Origin of the sequence: Shigella sp. FC1567, assembly GCF_001743015.1 — a bacterium.
Lineage (GTDB): Bacteria > Pseudomonadota > Gammaproteobacteria > Enterobacterales > Enterobacteriaceae > Escherichia > Escherichia coli.
In genome coordinates, this window is sequence record NZ_MIIV01000537.1 from 1 (window position 1) to 16,708 (window position 16,708).

Sequence of the window (16,708 nt, forward strand, 5' to 3'; positions counted from 1 at the left end):
CCCCAGAGAAGTCAGTGGGTTACGCAGAGAATCGTAACGGGATACCAGATCAAGAGCCTGTCCAATGTGCATAAAAAAATCCGGAAACAAGTGAGCGTTTCCGGATTCTTACACAGCCACTGGATCGGTCAACTGATCCTTAACTGATCGGCATTAGGGATAATTCCCCGGTTTTTTTACGCCTGTTAATCAGCTAATGGCTGCGGGCGACCAATCAAATACCCTTGCAGATATTGCACCCCGAGCTTATGCAATAGCGCCTGCTGCTGTTGCGTCTCGACAAACTCCGCGACCACACTCAATGACTTCGCTTTCGCCAGATCGGTAATTGATCTCACAATCATCGCATCCAGCGTGTTCGTGACAATATCTTTCACAAAGACGCCATCAATTTTGATGATATCAGCCTGCAAACGCTTTAACCGTTCGTAGTTGGCATAGCCGGTGCCAAAGTCATCAATCGCAATCCGGAAACCAAACTTATGCAGCTGCTCGATGTTGTACATGCTGCTTTCTGCGTTAGAAAACGCCTGCTCCTCGGTGATCTCAAGAATGACCGCCTGCGGGGAGATGTGATAACGCTTAAACAGACGAATAATCCGCCCGGCAATATTCTTTTGCAGCAGCGTGAGCGGCATTAAATTGACTGAAAAGCGCGGTCCTTTTTTGTCGCAAGGGTGTGTTGCCAGCCACTTCAACAAGGATTCCAGCACTTGCAAATCAAAACGCGCGCTAAGGTTAAACTGAGCAATAAGGGGCAGAAACTTATCCGGGGTCATAATGCCGCCGTCATATTTCAGTCGCGCGAGGATCTCATCATAACCTTCACCCTCTTTGTTGCGAATTGGCTGGGCGTAGAGCAGCAAATCACCCTGATCTAACGCCGTGCGAATGGTATTCAGCAATAGCACCTGTTTAGTGGTCTGCCCGGAAACCATCTCCTCTCTGCTATCCAGCGCCAGCACATGATGATGTGCGCAGGATTGCTCCGCCAGCCAGCTTAACTGCCCCAACAAGGGTTGCAGGGTTTCCTGATTTCCATCAAAACGCCCCCAGGCAGCACCATAGCCCATATCCAGCCCGGTATTGTTCCAGTGAATTTGCCGACTATTCAGGATGTTAACCATATGCTGGAGTCGCCCTTCCGTTTCCGGCCCGCTCAGCACTAACAGCAGTTCACTACCCGGCAATTGATACAACTTTTCGTTTTCCTGCATCAACGGCAGCAGCGTACGGCAAATTGAGCGGATACAGTGAACGCGCATCATTAAGCCGTAATGACGACTCATAAACTCAAGATTATCAATGCGCAGGCAGCAAAAACTCTTGCCCGCCTCTTGCTCCGGCGCTTGTTCCAACGCACGGAAGTTGGGCAGGAGCGTTAACGGATCGGTCAGCGCCTGCAAATGCCAGCGGCGATTAAGCCATTCACTGCGATGATAAATGCGCACCATATAGAGCAGGCAAACGCTAAAGGAAATCAGCACCGCAAGAATAAATGCCAGCGAATATTCGGTTTCCACCCCTTGCAAAAAGTTCTGGTTGTAATTCAGAAGGCAAAGCGTTGAAACAGCCCAGGTGAGATTTAAAAACGGATAGCGAAGCTTACCGACCCCGAGGGTAAAGATGATGAAGAAAACGGGTACCAGGTAACCGGCAATAAAGTCGTTTTCATAAGGTGTGCACAACAGAAGTAGAAGCACGCTTAACGCTGCCAGCCAGCTTAAGGTAAATGCGCGTTTCTCTTTGCCCAACGACGGCGCGATATCCCTGCGCCACAATATCTGCGCAAAGTGGGGACTTACAATCATGCGAGTGAGATAGTAGAAAAGCATGTTGTAAATCAGCACAGCGGTGAAAAGGCTTAGCAAATCAACGACCGTGAAAATGGCATCCGCATCGCCGAAAAAGGTGGATATCTTTAGCGGGAAATCAAAGAAGCTCCCCACAAGATACATGCTGCATTTGATGCCGATCGGCGTCACCAAACCAAGCCAGAACAGACGTTGCCAGACATATCGGCTGGTCAATCCATAACGCCAACGCGTCCCCAGCTGCCAGCGTAATATTGCGCAGGCACACAACACGACAAACGTCTGGCTACCGAGCATGACCGCAGTCTATAAAAAAGAGAGATGAAAGTTCCACAGATTGGTGCAAAACATCCCGCATAAAACGGGAACGACACCTCGCCAGCCAAAGATAAACAAGATTGACAGCATTACGCACAGTGGCATCCACGCCAGAAAGATATAACTGGAATGGATAATGGCAAGTGGCGAAATAAAACGGGATAGCTGAATAAGTACCACGGTGAGCGTAAACGCTAGTGTGAATATCTTGATATTTTTTATCAGGTTATGCTCCACAAACATGAGTACACTACTCTCACTGATCGGAGTTTTCAGGCACACAAATAATAAGTTTATTCGCATCGCGAAGCAAACAGGGGGCCAGCCTGTTGCCGATTTTTCATCCAATGATGCTTTCACCAGGCGGCACTAACCCGGACGTAGACTGTATTACAAAAGCGGCAAAAAGCAGAGACAAAAAACCCCCGCTTTGCAGCGAGGGTTGGAAATTTGGTGGAGCTAAGCGGGATCGAACCGCTGACCTCTTGCATGCCATGCAAGCGCTCTCCCAGCTGAGCTATAGCCCCGTCACGTAAAGCTTGTCGAGTTGACGGGCGGCATCATATGAATTCCGCCCGAATGTGTCAACGGCAAATTGCAACGTGTAGTTTCAATCGCTGAAAAATCAGGCAAATGAACAATTTTGGAAAACCGCTCGCATTCAGTAGTTATTCATGTCACGGTTTCCTGTAAAGTGGTGTTATAAAATGAACTACTAATAGACCCACATACATTCAGGGAATTGTTATGTTCAAGGAGAGGATGACACCAGATGAACTTGCCAGACTGACCGGCTATAGCCGCCAGACCATTAATAAATGGGTACGCAAGGAAGGCTGGACAACGTCACCAAAACCTGGCGTCCAGGGTGGCAAAGCCCGACTGGTTCACGTCAATGAACAGGTTCGTGAATATATTCGCAATGCTGAACGTCCAGAAGGTCAGGGAGAAGCGCCTGCCCTTTCTGGTGATGCGCCGCTTGAAGTATTGCTGGTGACACTGGCGAAAGAGATGACGCCAGTTGAACAAAAACAGTTTACATCCTTGCTTCTGCGGGAAGGGATTATCGGATTGTTACAACGCTTAGGGATTCGCGATAGCAAATAATATGAAAAGATTACGCAATAAAATGACCACCGAAGAACTGGCTGAATGCCTCGGTGTGGCTAAACAAACTGTTAACCGTTGGATCAGAGAAAAAGGCTGGAAAACGGAAAAATTTCCCGGCGTGAAAGGCGGTCGTGCCAGACTTATTCTGGTCGATACGCAAGTTTGCGAGTTTATTCAGAACACGCCAGCCTTCCATAACACACCAATGTTGATGGAAGCTGAAGAGAGAATTGCTGAATACGCTCCTGGAGTACGCGCCCCGGCGTATCGACAAATCATCAACGCGATAGATAATATGACAGACATTGAGCAGGAAAAAGTCGCGCAATTTTTGTCACGTGAAGGAATTCGCAATTTCCTCGCCCGTCTCGATATTGACGAATCAGCATAAATAAAAAACGGCAGGATATTATCTCCTGCGTTTATCTTTTATGCGCTAATTACTGCTGGTTTTCGCGTTCAGCAATAAAAGCCAGCGCTTTGTTGATACGCTCAATACTGCGGGTCCTACCAATTGCGTGAACGGTAACATCCAGTGCCGGAGACTGCCCCGCACCGGTTACGGCGACACGCAGCGGCATACCAACTTTACCCATACCCACTTCCAGCTCATCCGCCGTCGCCTGAATAGCGTGATGAACGTTTTCAGCGGTCCAGTCAGTAATCGCGGCCAGTTTGTCACGAACCACTTCCAGCGGCTGACGCGCTACCGGACGCAGATGTTTTTTCGCGGCGTCGGCATCGAACTCAGCAAAATCTTCGTAGAAATAACGGCAGCTCTGTGCCATCTCTTTCAGCGTCTTGCAGCGTTCGCCCAGCAGTTTCACCAGATCAGCCAGCTGCGGGCCGTTACGGGTATCGATATTTTCCTGCTCAATGTGCCACTGTAAGTGAGTAGCAACATACTCCGGCGGCAGCGCGTTAATGTAGTGATGGTTCAGCCACAGCAGCTTGTCGGTGTTGAACGCACTGGCAGATTTGCTGACGGCATTCAGGGTGAAGTATTTGATCATCTCTTCACGAGTGAAGATTTCCTGATCGCCGTGGGACCAGCCCAGACGCACCAGATAGTTCAGCAGTGCTTCTGGCAAATAACCGTCATCACGATACTGCATTACGCTGACCGCCCCGTGACGTTTGGACAGTTTTTTACCGTCATCGCCGTTGATCATAGAAACGTGCGCGTAAACCGGCACCGGCGCTTTCAGGGCCTTAAGAATGTTGATCTGGCGTGGCGTGTTGTTGATATGGTCTTCGCCACGGATAACGTGGGTGATTTCCATATCCCAGTCATCGACAACCACACAGAAGTTATAGGTTGGGGAACCATCGGTACGGCGAATAATAAGATCGTCCAGTTCCTGGTTGCTGAACTCGATCGGACCACGGATCTGATCGTCAAAAACAACAGAACCTTCCTGCGGGTTAGCAAAACGTACAACGCACGGTTCATCATCAGCGTGATGCTCATGGCTGTGGCGGCAGCGACCGTCATAACGCGGCTTCTCACCTTTCGCCATTTGCTCTTCGCGCAGCGCTTCCAGGCGCTCTTTAGAGCAATAGCATTTATAAGCAGTGCCCTCTTCCAGCATCTGATCGATCACCGCGTTGTAGCGATCAAAACGTTTGGTCTGGTAGTACGGACCTTCATCCCACTCCAGGCTCAGCCAGTTCATGCCATCCATAATGGCTTCGATAGCTTCCGGCGTGGAACGCTCAAGATCGGTGTCTTCAATACGCAGCACGAACTCACCGCCGTGGTTACGTGCAAAAAGCCAGGAGTAAAGGGCAGTACGCGCGCCGCCAACGTGCAGATAGCCTGTTGGGCTTGGCGCGAAGCGAGTTTTGATTTTCATGAAATGGCCTTACGTTTAGAAAGATGCCGACAACCGGCAAATCCTGGAAAAATTGAGTGGGCGATATTCTATCACTCCCGCCTGATTCCTCAATGTAGTTCGGGTTTCTACCTTACGCATTATTGTTTTCGTTGACAAATTGCGCAACACGGTCTATTTTGCGATCATCTTGCTTAAATTTACGACGAACGAACAATTTCTTTAGAAAATGCGTTGACTCATTTTGAACTCTCCCTATAATGCGACCCCACACAGCGGGGGGTGATTAGCTCAGCTGGGAGAGCACCTCCCTTACAAGGAGGGGGTCGGCGGTTCGATCCCGTCATCACCCACCACTTCGGGTCGTTAGCTCAGTTGGTAGAGCAGTTGACTTTTAATCAATTGGTCGCAGGTTCGAATCCTGCACGACCCACCAATGTAAAAAAGCGCCCTAAAGGCGCTTTTTTGCTATCTGCGATTTGTAAGATTGATTTTTCTTCTCAAGTTCCTTGTTCTTCTACCGATATTACCTCGTACAGTGACGAGGACTGAACAATGGCCACTATCTCTTCAACTTCAATTCCTTCCATACAAACACAGAGTAGTAACAGGGCATCACAAGGTAGCGATGTTGCTTCACAAATCGCGCGGATAAGTCAGCAAATCATCAAACTCACTCAACAAATTAAAGAGATTGTAGACACTAGCGGCAGTGCTGAAGACAAGCAAAAACAGGCCGAATTGATTCAACAGCAAATCACCCTACTGGAAACACAACTGGCGCAGTTGCAGAAACAGCAGGCAGAAAAGGCGCAGGAGAAAGAGCAGCGTTTGTCTCTGGATGTATCCCTTCTAAATCCTGTTGAAAAAACGACTCATATCGATATCTATATCTGATACAACGGATCCCCTTCCCGACCAGCCATTAGCGCATTGCCCTGGTCTCGTACCACGTCCCATAACGCTTCAGCGGCGGTGGAAAGTGAACGGTTCTTCCTGCGCACCAGCATCAACTGGCGTTCAACAACCGGCGTAATGCGCTTTACCACCAGTGGGCTACCTTCAGGCAATGGTAGCGCCAGTGCGGGAAGAATACTGATGCCGATGCCTGCGGCTACCATCGGGAACAGCGTCGCCGGATGTCCAATCTCCTGCACAATATTCGCCTGAATACCATTGCGCGCCAGCGCTGCGTCAATCAGCGGTCGGCTGCCTGACGCGTAATCCTGCAACACCAATTTCGCTCCCTGTAATGCCTGCCAGGGTACATAATCTTCCACGGCCAAAGCGCTATCGCGATGGCAAAGCAGAAAGAAAGGCTCGGAAAGAATCGCTTCACATTGCAGATCGCCCACTGGGCCTGGATCGATGACGATGCCAAAGTCGACATCTCCCTGGCGAATACTTTCCATCACCCACTGCTGCGGACGATCGTGCAGGACAAACTGAATATCTGGATAGCGGCGATGGCTTTCAGCAATGCATTGCGGAATAAGATGCGCGGAAATGGTCTGGCTGGCAGCGACCCGAACTTTTCCGCTCAGTTGTTGCCCCATACGCCCGGTATCGCGCAACGTGCTGTTAAGTTCATCCAGCAGTCGCTCAAGACGCAAAGCCAACTGCTGCCCTGCATCTGTAAGCACCACTTCACGCGTGGTTCTGTCCAGCAGGCGAACACCAGTATGATTTTCCAGCTCCTTCACACTGTGACTTACTGCCGACTGGCTCAAGCCGATACGCTCTCCTGCACGACTAAAACTTTTCTCCTGCGCTACTGTGACGAAAACCTTTAATTGTTTTAAAGAATAATTCATCTGTTTTCTTCATGAATGGATGCAATAAATCAATTTTATTTCTCAAACTGGAAGAAGCACAATAGAACCATCGATCATCTGGAGTCTTTATGAAACTTTTTCGTATCCTCGATCCTTTCACCTTAACCCTGATCACGGTGGTGTTGCTGGCCTCTTTCTTTCCGGCCAGAGGCGATTTCGTCCCCTTCTTTGAAAATCTGACCACCGCAGCTATTGCCCTGCTGTTCTTTATGCACGGCGCGAAGTTGTCGCGTGAGGCGATTATTGCTGGCGGTGGTCACTGGCGACTGCATTTGTGGGTAATGTGCAGCACCTTCGTGCTGTTTCCGATTCTGGGTGTACTGTTTGCCTGGTGGAAACCGGTAAATGTCGACCCGATGCTCTACTCCGGTTTTCTCTACTTGTGCACTCTCCCGGCTACCGTGCAGTCTGCAATCGCCTTCACGTCAATGGCGGGCGGTAACGTCGCGGCGGCGGTTTGTTCTGCGTCAGCATCCAGCCTGCTGGGAATTTTCCTTTCACCATTGCTGGTTGGTCTGGTGATGAATGTTCACGGTGCAGGGGGCAGCCTTGAGCAGGTCGGTAAAATTATGCTGCAACTGCTGCTGCCGTTTGTGTTGGGGCATCTTTCCCGGCCGTGGATTGGTGACTGGGTGTCGCGCAATAAAAAATGGATTGCGAAAACTGACCAGACGTCCATTCTGTTGGTGGTTTATACAGCGTTCAGCGAAGCCGTCGTTAATGGTATCTGGCATAAAGTTGGCTGGGGATCATTGCTGTTTATCGTGGTGGTCAGCTGCGTTCTTCTGGCTATCGTGATTGTAGTTAACGTCTTTATGGCACGCCGACTGGGCTTCAATAAGGCAGATGAAATTACTATCGTCTTTTGTGGTTCGAAAAAGAGTCTGGCAAATGGCATCCCGATGGCAAACATTCTGTTCCCCACATCGGTGATCGGTATGATGGTGCTGCCCCTGATGATTTTCCATCAGATCCAATTGATGGTCTGTGCGGTGCTGGCGCGTCGATACAAACGCCAGACCGAACAGTTACAGGCGCAGCAGGAAAGCAGCGCCGATAAAGCTTAAAGCGGACGCTTCAGGGGCTGGACCAGTTGCGTCAGCCCCTCGGTTTTAATCAGCAGCGTGATTTGCATTAGCTCACCGAGCTTCCCTGCCGGGAACTCATCTTTGCGGGCAAACCACAGCAGATACTCCTCCGGCAGGTCGATTAAGCGACGCCCTTTGTATTTGCCAAACGGCATTATCGTATTGGCTATTTCAATCAGCTGCTCTTTTTCCATCTCAGCTACCCAGCAAACGCAGCATTTCCGCTTCGTCGATGACTTCAATGCCCAGTTCCTGCGCCTTCGCCAGTTTAGATCCTGCAGCTTCACCCGCAATCACCAGATCGGTTTTCTTCGACACGCTGCCCGCGACTTTCGCGCCCAGTTCGACCAGTCGAGCTTTAGCGTCATCACGCGACATCTGGCTTAAGCTGCCCGTAAGCACCACGGTTTTACCAGCAAACGGGCTGTCAATCTCTTCCGCGTTGATAACGATCGGCGCAGGCCAGTGAACACCTTCCGCCAACAGCTCGCTGATGACATTGCGGTTGCTTTCTTCGGCAAAGAAGTTGTGAACGTGGGATGCAACGACAATGCCAACATCAGGCACCTTTTGCAGCTCTTCAATCGAAGCGGCTTCCAGCGCTTCCAGCGTGCCGAAATATGCCGCCAGACCTGCTGCGGTGGCCTCGCCGACTTCACGGATGCCAAGTGCATAGAGGAAGCGAGCAAAGGTGGTTTCTTTCGCTTTTTCCAGCGCGTTAACCACGTTTTGTGCCGATTTTGGCCCCATACGCTCCAGTCCGGTCAGTTTGCCTGCGGTGAGTTTGAACAGATCTGCCGGAGTGTGGACATATTCTTTTTCAACCAGCTGATCGATGATTTTGTCGCCCATTCCGTCAACATCCATCGCACGGCGGGAAACAAAGTGTTTCAGCGACTCTTTACGCTGCGCACCGCAAATCAGGCCACCGGTACAGCGGGCAACCGCTTCACCTTCCACACGCTCAACGTCAGAACCACATACCGGACAATGCGTCGGGAATACAACCTCACGGGTATCTTCCGGGCGTTCAGAAAGCACGACGTTAACCACCTGCGGGATCACGTCGCCAGCGCGGCGAATCACCACTTTATCGCCAATGCGTAAACCAAGACGTTCGATTTCATCCGCATTGTGTAAGGTTGCGTTACTCACCAGCACGCCAGCAACATGGACAGGTTCCAGACGCGCAACAGGCGTAATCGCGCCAGTACGCCCAACCTGAAACTCGACGTCACGCACAAAGGTCATCTGCTCCTGCGCCGGGAATTTAAACGCTACCGCCCAGCGCGGGGCACGCGCGACAAAGCCAAGCTGCTCCTGCTGTTCCAGTGAGTTGACCTTAATCACCACGCCGTCGATATCAAAGCCCAGCGTCGGGCGGTCTTCTTCCACTTTGTGATAGAACGCCAGCACTTCTTCCGCCGATTCACAAAGCGTTACCCGATCGCTGACCGGCAACCCCCACTTTTTAAATTGCAGTAAACGGCCAAGATGAGTATCCGGCAGCTCGCCACCTTCCAGAACACCAACGCCATAGCAGAAAAAAGTGAGCGGTCGCTTCGCTGTAATACGCGGATCAAGCTGACGCAGTGAACCAGCTGCCGCATTACGTGGGTTAGCAAAAACTTTCCCGCCCGTGCGTCGCGCATCTTCGTTAATCTTTTCGAACCCCGCCTGCGGCAGGAACACTTCACCACGCACTTCCAGACGCGCCGGGATATTCTCTCCATGCAGCTTCAGCGGAATGGCGCGAATAGTACGCACATTAGACGTGATATCTTCCCCGGTGGTGCCATCGCCACGGGTCGCGGCACTGACTAAAACGCCATTTTCATACAGAATACTGACGGCAAGGCCATCCAGCTTCAGCTCACAGCACCAGGTGACTTTCTCGTTGTTTTTCAGACGGTCCTGCACACGTTTGTTGAAAGCAAGAAAGCTTTCTTCATCAAAAACGTTATCCAGTGACAGCATTGGTACTTCATGGCGTATCTGGCTGAAAGCCGCCAGCGGCGCAGCACCTACACGTTGGGTAGGCGAATCAGGCGTAATCAGTTCTGGATGTTTAGTTTCCAGCTCGCGCAGTTCGCGCATCAGCCTGTCGTATTCAGCGTCGGGAATTTCCGGCGCATCCATCACATGATAAAGATATTCATGATGGCGAAGCGTCGTTCGCAGTTCTGTCAGTTGTTGTTCGATTGATTCCATATCGCACCATCAATGCTAAAAACCCCCCCGACAAGCGGGGGTTCGAAGAAGAGTTAATTTGCCTTAAGTGTATCAGGCGTTGGCGTCTTTGACTTCGCGGATGATGTCCTGGTACTCGCGCAATTTCTGCGGAGTCATCATACGGCGCTGATCGTCAAGCACGACACCGCCCACTTCATCGGCAATATGCTGCGCAGATTGCAGCATCAGCTTGAAGTTCTGCAGCTCGTCACCGTAAGACGGTACCTGCATAAAGATAGTGACACCCGGAGTAGTGAAATCCTTCATTTCAGGATCAAAGGTTCCCGGTTTCACCATATTCGCCAGGCTGAATAACGCCGGGCCGCTGCCATCCGGGCTAAGATGACGATGGTAAATATTCATATCGCCAAAAATGAAGCCCGCTTGTTGAATGCTGTTAAGAAGCAGTTCACCGTTTAGCTCGCTACCGTGATGCGCCGCGACGTTCATGATAATCACCGCTTCTTTGCGCTTCGGTTTATCCATAACTGGAGCCGGTTCCGCTACAGGCTCAGGCTGTGGTGCCGCTACGGGTTCTGCAGGCTGGAAAGCCTGTTGTGCCGGTTGCGGTGCTGAATGCACAGGCTGCGGCGCTGGCGCGACCTGTGGCGAAACTGGCTGCTGCAACGGCTGTTCAGGCTGCGGCTGATAGACAGGCTGCTGCACCGGCTGCGCTGGACGCGGAGCATGTTGCGGCGGTACCTGCGCTTCAGGCGGCTGCTGGACCGGTTGACGCGGCTGCGCAGACGCATAAGGCGGTTGGTACTGGTGTTGCGGCGACGGACGAGCAGCCTCATGCTCCTGAGCGTTAGCCGGGGCATGATTCACGCGGTGAACACGAACCTCACCAACGCCCTCATCATCTTCGACATCCTCGTCATAAGAATCGTCGTCACGTTTTGACTTCATTCGTTTTAATGGCCGATCGCGGAACATAGAAGATCGTTCTTTACGGCTGGTCCAGAAACCATGTACCAGTAAAGCGATTATGGCGATCGCGCCAACAATGATTAATATCAGACGCAAATCCTGCATCATTATATTCTCTGTTGTTCTAACACCTTGCCACCACGGCAAACATTTACTCACTAAGAGTATTTGCCGATTACCTCAAGTGCAAGTGCACTATTAACTTTCACAGCACAAAGATAGATGAAATCGTGCTTTTTGCTGTTTTTTCGAACATATCCTAACTGTCCATTGCGCAATTACCCGGTAAAATACGCAGAATTTTCCTAGGATTGGTCAAAAGGAGCTCATCCTGATTATGGTTTCATCATTCACATCTGCCCCACGCAGCGGTTTTTACTATTTTGCGCAAGGCTGGAAGCTCGTCTCGCAACCTGGGATTCGGCGTTTCGTTATTTTACCGCTGCTGGTCAATATTTTGTTGATGGGGGGCGCATTCTGGTGGCTCTTTACACAGCTCGATGTCTGGATCCCGACTCTCATGAGTTACGTTCCGGACTGGCTACAATGGCTGAGTTATCTGTTGTGGCCTCTGGCTGTCATCTCTGTGCTGTTAGTGTTTGGCTATTTCTTCTCCACGATTGCTAACTGGATTGCCGCTCCGTTTAACGGTTTATTGGCTGAACAACTGGAAGCACGATTGACTGGCGCTACACCGCCAGATACCGGGATTTTCGGTATCATGAAAGATGTGCCGCGAATCATGAAACGCGAATGGCAAAAATTTGCCTGGTATCTGCCGCGCGCAATTGTATTACTAATTCTTTACTTCATCCCTGGTATTGGGCAAACCGTCGCGCCGGTACTGTGGTTCCTGTTTAGCGCCTGGATGTTAGCCATCCAGTATTGCGATTACCCCTTCGATAACCACAAAGTGCCGTTTAAAGAGATGCGCACCGCCCTGCGCACACGCAAAATCACCAATATGCAGTTTGGTGCTTTAACCAGCCTGTTTACGATGATCCCGCTGCTTAATCTGTTCATCATGCCCGTTGCCGTTTGTGGCGCGACGGCGATGTGGGTCGATTGCTATCGCGATAAACACGCGATGTGGCGGTAACAATCTACCGGTTATTTTGTAAACCGTTTGTGTGAAACAGGGGTGGCTTATGCCGCCCCTTATTCCATCTTGCATGTCATTATTTCCCTTCTGTATATAGATATGCTAAATCCTTACTTCCGCATATTCTCTGAGCGGGTATGCTACCTGTTGTATCCCAATTTCATACAGTTAAGGACAGGCCATGAGTAAGATTTTTGAAGATAACTCGCTGACTATCGGTCACACGCCGCTGGTTCGCCTGAATCGCATCGGTAACGGACGCATTCTGGCGAAGGTGGAATCTCGTAACCCCAGCTTCAGCGTTAAGTGCCGTATCGGTGCCAACATGATTTGGGATGCCGAAAAGCGCGGCGTGCTGAAACCAGGCGTTGAACTGGTTGAACCGACCAGCGGTAATACCGGGATTGCACTGGCCTATGTAGCTGCCGCTCGCGGTTACAAACTCACCCTGACCATGCCAGAAACCATGAGTATTGAACGCCGCAAGCTGCTGAAAGCGTTAGGTGCAAACCTGGTGCTGACGGAAGGTGCTAAAGGCATGAAAGGCGCAATCCAAAAAGCAGAAGAAATTGTCGCCAGCAATCCAGAGAAATACCTGCTGCTGCAACAATTCAGCAATCCGGCAAACCCTGAAATTCACGAAAAAACCACCGGTCCGGAGATCTGGGAAGATACCGACGGTCAGGTTGATGTATTTATTGCTGGCGTTGGGACTGGCGGTACGCTGACTGGCGTCAGCCGCTACATTAAAGGCACCAAAGGCAAGACCGATCTTATCTCTGTCGCCGTTGAGCCAACCGATTCTCCAGTTATCGCCCAGGCGCTGGCAGGTGAAGAGATTAAACCTGGCCCGCATAAAATTCAGGGTATTGGCGCTGGTTTTATCCCGGCTAACCTCGATCTCAAGCTGGTCGATAAAGTCATTGGCATCACCAATGAAGAAGCCATTTCTACCGCCCGTCGTCTAATGGAAGAAGAAGGTATTCTTGCAGGTATCTCTTCTGGAGCAGCTGTTGCCGCGGCGTTGAAACTACAAGAAGATGAAAGCTTTACCAACAAGAATATTGTGGTTATTCTACCATCATCGGGTGAGCGTTATTTAAGCACCGCATTGTTTGCCGATCTCTTCACTGAGAAAGAATTGCAACAGTAATGCCAGCTTGTTAAAAATGCGTAAAAAAGCACCTTTTTAGGTGCTTTTTTGTGGCCTGCTTCAAACTTTCGCCCCTCCTGGCATTGATTCAGCCTGTCGGAACTGGTATTTAACCAGACTAATTATTTTGATGCGCGAAATTAATCGTTACAGGAAAAGCCAAAGCTGAATCGATTTTATGATTTGGTTCAATTCTTCCTTTAGCGGCATAATGTTTAATGACGTACGAAACGTCAGCGGTCAACACCCGCCAGCAATGGACTGTATTGCGCTCTTCGTGCGTCGCGTCTATTAAAAACTGGCGCTAACAATACAGGCTAAAGTCGAACCGCCAGGCTAGACTTTAGTTCCACAACACTAAACCTATAAGTTGGGGAAATACAATGTTCCAGCAAGAAGTTACCATTACAGCTCCGAACGGTCTGCACACCCGCCCTGCTGCCCAGTTTGTAAAAGAAGCTAAGGGCTTCACTTCTGAAATTACTGTGACTTCCAACGGCAAAAGCGCCAGCGCGAAAAGCCTGTTTAAACTGCAGACTCTGGGCCTGACTCAAGGTACCGTTGTGACTATCTCCGCAGAAGGCGAAGACGAGCAAAAAGCGGTTGAACATCTGGTTAAACTGATGGCGGAACTCGAGTAATTTCCCGGGTTCTTTTAAAAATCAGTCACAAGTAAGGTAGGGTTATGATTTCAGGCATTTTAGCATCCCCGGGTATCGCTTTCGGTAAAGCTCTGCTTCTGAAAGAAGACGAAATTGTCATTGACCGGAAAAAAATTTCTGCCGACCAGGTTGATCAGGAAGTTGAACGTTTTCTGAGCGGTCGTGCCAAGGCATCAGCCCAGCTGGAAACGATCAAAACGAAAGCTGGTGAAACGTTCGGTGAAGAAAAAGAAGCCATCTTTGAAGGGCATATTATGCTGCTCGAAGATGAGGAGCTGGAGCAGGAAATCATAGCCCTGATTAAAGATAAACACATGACAGCTGACGCAGCTGCTCATGAAGTTATCGAAGGTCAGGCTTCTGCCCTGGAAGAGCTGGATGATGAATACCTGAAAGAACGTGCGGCTGACGTACGTGATATCGGTAAGCGCCTGCTGCGCAACATCCTGGGCCTGAAGATTATCGACCTGAGCGCCATTCAGGATGAAGTCATTCTGGTTGCCGCTGACCTGACGCCGTCCGAAACCGCACAGCTGAACCTGAAGAAGGTGCTGGGTTTCATCACCGACGCGGGTGGCCGTACTTCCCACACCTCTATCATGGCGCGTTCTCTGGAACTGCCTGCTATCGTGGGTACCGGTAGCGTCACCTCTCAGGTGAAAAATGACGACTATCTGATTCTGGATGCCGTAAATAATCAGGTTTACGTCAATCCAACCAACGAAGTTATTGATAAAATGCGTGCTGTTCAGGAGCAAGTGGCTTCTGAAAAAGCAGAGCTTGCTAAACTGAAAGATCTGCCAGCTATTACGCTGGACGGTCACCAGGTAGAAGTATGCGCTAACATTGGTACGGTTCGTGACGTTGAAGGTGCAGAGCGTAACGGCGCTGAAGGCGTTGGTCTGTATCGTACTGAGTTCCTATTCATGGACCGCGACGCGCTGCCCACTGAAGAAGAACAGTTTGCTGCTTACAAAGCAGTGGCTGAAGCGTGTGGCTCGCAGGCGGTTATCGTTCGTACCATGGACATCGGCGGCGACAAAGAGCTGCCATACATGAACTTCCCGAAAGAAGAGAACCCGTTCCTCGGCTGGCGCGCTATCCGTATCGCGATGGATCGTAAAGAGATCCTGCGCGATCAACTCCGCGCTATCCTGCGTGCCTCGGCTTTCGGTAAATTGCGCATTATGTTCCCGATGATCATCTCTGTTGAAGAAGTGCGTGCACTGCGCAAAGAGATCGAAATCTACAAACAGGAACTGCGCGACGAAGGTAAAGCGTTTGACGAGTCAATTGAAATCGGCGTAATGGTGGAAACACCGGCTGCCGCAACAATTGCACGTCATTTAGCCAAAGAAGTTGATTTCTTTAGTATCGGCACCAATGATTTAACGCAGTACACTCTGGCAGTTGACCGTGGTAATGATATGATTTCACACCTTTACCAGCCAATGTCACCGTCCGTGCTGAACTTGATCAAGCAAGTTATTGATGCTTCTCATGCTGAAGGCAAATGGACTGGCATGTGTGGTGAGCTTGCTGGCGATGAACGTGCTACACTTCTGTTGCTGGGGATGGGTCTGGACGAATTCTCTATGAGCGCCATTTCTATCCCGCGCATTAAGAAGATTATCCGTAACACGAACTTCGAAGATGCGAAGGTGTTAGCAGAGCAGGCTCTTGCTCAACCGACAACGGACGAGTTAATGACGCTGGTTAACAAGTTCATTGAAGAAAAAACAATCTGCTAATCCACGAGATGCGGCCCAATTTACTGCTTAGGAGAAGATCATGGGTTTGTTCGATAAACTGAAATCTCTGGTTTCCGACGACAAGAAGGATACCGGAACTATTGAGATCATTGCTCCGCTCTCTGGCGAGATCGTCAATATCGAAGACGTGCCGGATGTCGTTTTTGCGGAAAAAATCGTTGGTGATGGTATTGCTATCAAACCAACGGGTAACAAAATGGTCGCGCCTGTAGACGGTACCATTGGTAAAATCTTTGAAACCAATCACGCGTTCTCTATCGAATCTGATAGCGGCGTTGAACTGTTCGTCCACTTCGGTATCGACACCGTTGAACTGAAAGGCGAAGGCTTCAAGCGTATTGCAGAAGAAGGTCAGCGCGTGAAAGTTGGCGATACTGTCATTGAATTTGATCTGCCGCTGCTGGAAGAGAAAGCCAAGTCTACCCTGACTCCGGTTGTTATCTCCAACATGGACGAAATCAAAGAACTGATCAAACTGCCCGGTAGCGTAACCGTGGGTGAAACCCCGGTTATCCGCATCAAGAAGTAATTCTTGCCGCAGTGAAAAATGGCGCCCATCGGCGTAATGCCAGTCAGTTAAGCAACTGACTGGCTCTTTTTCGGGGCTGTGGGGTATTTCCAGGGCCTCTCCTTTACCACTCTCGGAAGGCCCTTCCCCTTCTCGTCGGTAATTTCACAAGTTGTCCCATACTTGCAAGATCGCGCATCAGCTCCGGTATACGTCCCGGTGAAGCGCCCTGCAATGTCATCAGCATTCTCATCACCATTCCGCATGATTCTGAGAAACTCAGTTGATTCGGCCAGTAACCTTTCAGATGTTCCGCCATTTTAATCATCTGATATCTCACCAGATTATA

15 protein-coding genes, 3 tRNA genes and 2 pseudogenes are annotated in these 16,708 nt (G+C 50.2%); 11 read left to right on the top strand and 9 right to left on the bottom strand.

The genetic code is table 11. The features are described from left to right. From BHE85_RS27945 to BHE85_RS25360, 3 genes and pseudogenes are all read right to left on the bottom strand, one after another. On the bottom strand, positions 1-90 hold a 90-nt coding region (locus BHE85_RS27945; protein WP_047199464.1), incomplete at its 3' end, for a hypothetical protein. 95 nt (positions 91-185) lie between these two features. Beyond that, a pseudogene (locus BHE85_RS25355) lies at positions 186-2,375 on the bottom strand (bifunctional diguanylate cyclase/phosphodiesterase). A gap of 208 nt (positions 2,376-2,583) precedes the next feature. Beyond that, a tRNA-Ala gene (locus tag BHE85_RS25360) sits at positions 2,584-2,659 on the bottom strand. Between the two features lie 220 nt (positions 2,660-2,879). Between BHE85_RS25360 and BHE85_RS25365 the strand changes: the two genes are divergently transcribed. Both BHE85_RS25365 and BHE85_RS25370 read left to right on the top strand, forming a co-directional pair. Further along, positions 2,880-3,239 (top strand): YfeC-like transcriptional regulator, encoded by a 360-nt coding sequence (locus tag BHE85_RS25365; RefSeq protein WP_000472021.1) that lies wholly within the window; start codon positions 2,880-2,882, stop codon positions 3,237-3,239. 1 nt (position 3,240) lies between these two features. Next, on the top strand, positions 3,241-3,633 hold the full coding sequence (locus tag BHE85_RS25370; RefSeq protein ID WP_000826508.1) for a MerR family transcriptional regulator: 393 nt from the start codon (positions 3,241-3,243) through the stop codon (positions 3,631-3,633). A 49-nt stretch (positions 3,634-3,682) separates the two neighbouring features. On the opposite strand, the gene gltX is transcribed toward BHE85_RS25370, so the two are convergent. Continuing rightward, on the bottom strand, positions 3,683-5,098 hold the full coding sequence (gltX, locus tag BHE85_RS25375) for a glutamate--tRNA ligase (RefSeq protein ID WP_000695657.1): 1,416 nt from the start codon (positions 5,096-5,098) through the stop codon (positions 3,683-3,685). Between the two features lie 259 nt (positions 5,099-5,357). Here gltX and BHE85_RS25380 point away from each other — a divergent pair. The 3 genes from BHE85_RS25380 (at position 5,358) to BHE85_RS25390 (ending at position 5,974) form a co-directional block, all read left to right on the top strand. Continuing rightward, positions 5,358-5,433: transfer RNA gene (locus tag BHE85_RS25380), tRNA-Val, on the top strand. A gap of 4 nt (positions 5,434-5,437) precedes the next feature. Continuing rightward, positions 5,438-5,513: transfer RNA gene (locus tag BHE85_RS25385), tRNA-Lys, on the top strand. Between the two features lie 119 nt (positions 5,514-5,632). Continuing rightward, a complete protein-coding gene (locus BHE85_RS25390; RefSeq protein WP_000201412.1) occupies positions 5,633-5,974 on the top strand; it encodes a FlxA-like family protein in 342 nt (113 codons plus the stop codon). Here the strand turns inward: BHE85_RS25390 and BHE85_RS25395 are convergent. Next, a complete protein-coding gene (locus BHE85_RS25395; RefSeq protein ID WP_001109794.1) occupies positions 5,965-6,891 on the bottom strand; it encodes a LysR family transcriptional regulator in 927 nt (308 codons plus the stop codon). The genes BHE85_RS25390 and BHE85_RS25395 overlap by 10 nt on opposite strands. A gap of 89 nt (positions 6,892-6,980) precedes the next feature. Between BHE85_RS25395 and BHE85_RS25400 the strand changes: the two genes are divergently transcribed. Beyond that, positions 6,981-7,979, top strand: coding sequence for a bile acid:sodium symporter family protein (locus BHE85_RS25400; protein ID WP_000765617.1), 999 nt, complete (start codon positions 6,981-6,983; stop codon positions 7,977-7,979). On the opposite strand, the gene BHE85_RS25405 is transcribed toward BHE85_RS25400, so the two are convergent. From BHE85_RS25405 to zipA, 3 genes are all read right to left on the bottom strand, one after another. Beyond that, positions 7,976-8,194 (bottom strand): DUF3820 family protein, encoded by a 219-nt coding sequence (locus tag BHE85_RS25405; RefSeq protein WP_000410201.1) that lies wholly within the window; start codon positions 8,192-8,194, stop codon positions 7,976-7,978. The genes BHE85_RS25400 and BHE85_RS25405 overlap by 4 nt on opposite strands. Before the next feature lies 1 nt (position 8,195). After that, positions 8,196-10,211: an NAD-dependent DNA ligase LigA gene (gene ligA, locus BHE85_RS25410; RefSeq protein WP_000443665.1), complete on the bottom strand. Its 2,016-nt coding sequence runs from the start codon at positions 10,209-10,211 to the stop codon at positions 8,196-8,198. A 72-nt stretch (positions 10,212-10,283) separates the two neighbouring features. Continuing rightward, positions 10,284-11,270: a cell division protein ZipA gene (gene zipA, locus BHE85_RS25415; RefSeq protein ID WP_004985469.1), complete on the bottom strand. Its 987-nt coding sequence runs from the start codon at positions 11,268-11,270 to the stop codon at positions 10,284-10,286. A 229-nt stretch (positions 11,271-11,499) separates the two neighbouring features. Between zipA and cysZ the strand changes: the two genes are divergently transcribed. From cysZ to crr, 5 genes are all read left to right on the top strand, one after another. After that, positions 11,500-12,261: a sulfate transporter CysZ gene (gene cysZ, locus BHE85_RS25420; protein WP_000254839.1), complete on the top strand. Its 762-nt coding sequence runs from the start codon at positions 11,500-11,502 to the stop codon at positions 12,259-12,261. 184 nt (positions 12,262-12,445) lie between these two features. Continuing rightward, positions 12,446-13,417, top strand: coding sequence for a cysteine synthase A (gene cysK / locus BHE85_RS25425; RefSeq protein WP_000034402.1), 972 nt, complete (start codon positions 12,446-12,448; stop codon positions 13,415-13,417). A gap of 383 nt (positions 13,418-13,800) precedes the next feature. Beyond that, on the top strand, positions 13,801-14,058 hold the full coding sequence (gene ptsH, locus BHE85_RS25430; RefSeq protein WP_000487600.1) for a phosphocarrier protein Hpr: 258 nt from the start codon (positions 13,801-13,803) through the stop codon (positions 14,056-14,058). Between the two features lie 44 nt (positions 14,059-14,102). Next, the gene (gene ptsI, locus BHE85_RS25435) at positions 14,103-15,830 is read left to right on the top strand and encodes a phosphoenolpyruvate-protein phosphotransferase PtsI (RefSeq protein ID WP_000623136.1); all 1,728 of its coding nucleotides are present in this window, start codon (positions 14,103-14,105) and stop codon (positions 15,828-15,830) included. A 40-nt stretch (positions 15,831-15,870) separates the two neighbouring features. Then, entirely contained in the window at positions 15,871-16,380 is a 510-nt protein-coding gene (gene crr, locus BHE85_RS25440) for a PTS glucose transporter subunit IIA (RefSeq protein WP_000522245.1), read from the top strand. A 47-nt stretch (positions 16,381-16,427) separates the two neighbouring features. Here the strand turns inward: crr and BHE85_RS25445 are convergent. Further along, positions 16,428-16,708 (bottom strand): annotated as a pseudogene (locus BHE85_RS25445) (IS4 family transposase); the annotation flags it as partial.

Bases quoted from the DNA above. Each gene is read 5' to 3' on its own strand.
- crr (WP_000522245.1), top strand. From the start codon at position 15,871: ATGGGTTTGTTCGATAAACTGAAATCTCTGGTTTCCGACGACAAGAAG.
- BHE85_RS25365 (WP_000472021.1), top strand. From the start codon at position 2,880: ATGTTCAAGGAGAGGATGACACCAGATGAACTTGCCAGACTGACCGGC.
- cysZ (WP_000254839.1), top strand. From the start codon at position 11,500: ATGGTTTCATCATTCACATCTGCCCCACGCAGCGGTTTTTACTATTTT.
- BHE85_RS25400 (WP_000765617.1), top strand. From the start codon at position 6,981: ATGAAACTTTTTCGTATCCTCGATCCTTTCACCTTAACCCTGATCACG.
- ptsI (WP_000623136.1), top strand. From the start codon at position 14,103: ATGATTTCAGGCATTTTAGCATCCCCGGGTATCGCTTTCGGTAAAGCT.
- BHE85_RS25390 (WP_000201412.1), top strand. From the start codon at position 5,633: ATGGCCACTATCTCTTCAACTTCAATTCCTTCCATACAAACACAGAGT.
- cysK (WP_000034402.1), top strand. From the start codon at position 12,446: ATGAGTAAGATTTTTGAAGATAACTCGCTGACTATCGGTCACACGCCG.
- BHE85_RS25370 (WP_000826508.1), top strand. From the start codon at position 3,241: ATGAAAAGATTACGCAATAAAATGACCACCGAAGAACTGGCTGAATGC.
- zipA (WP_004985469.1), bottom strand. From the start codon at position 11,270: ATGATGCAGGATTTGCGTCTGATATTAATCATTGTTGGCGCGATCGCC.
- BHE85_RS25405 (WP_000410201.1), bottom strand. From the start codon at position 8,194: ATGGAAAAAGAGCAGCTGATTGAAATAGCCAATACGATAATGCCGTTT.
- BHE85_RS25395 (WP_001109794.1), bottom strand. From the start codon at position 6,891: ATGAATTATTCTTTAAAACAATTAAAGGTTTTCGTCACAGTAGCGCAG.
- ligA (WP_000443665.1), bottom strand. From the start codon at position 10,211: ATGGAATCAATCGAACAACAACTGACAGAACTGCGAACGACGCTTCGC.
- gltX (WP_000695657.1), bottom strand. From the start codon at position 5,098: ATGAAAATCAAAACTCGCTTCGCGCCAAGCCCAACAGGCTATCTGCAC.
- ptsH (WP_000487600.1), top strand. From the start codon at position 13,801: ATGTTCCAGCAAGAAGTTACCATTACAGCTCCGAACGGTCTGCACACC.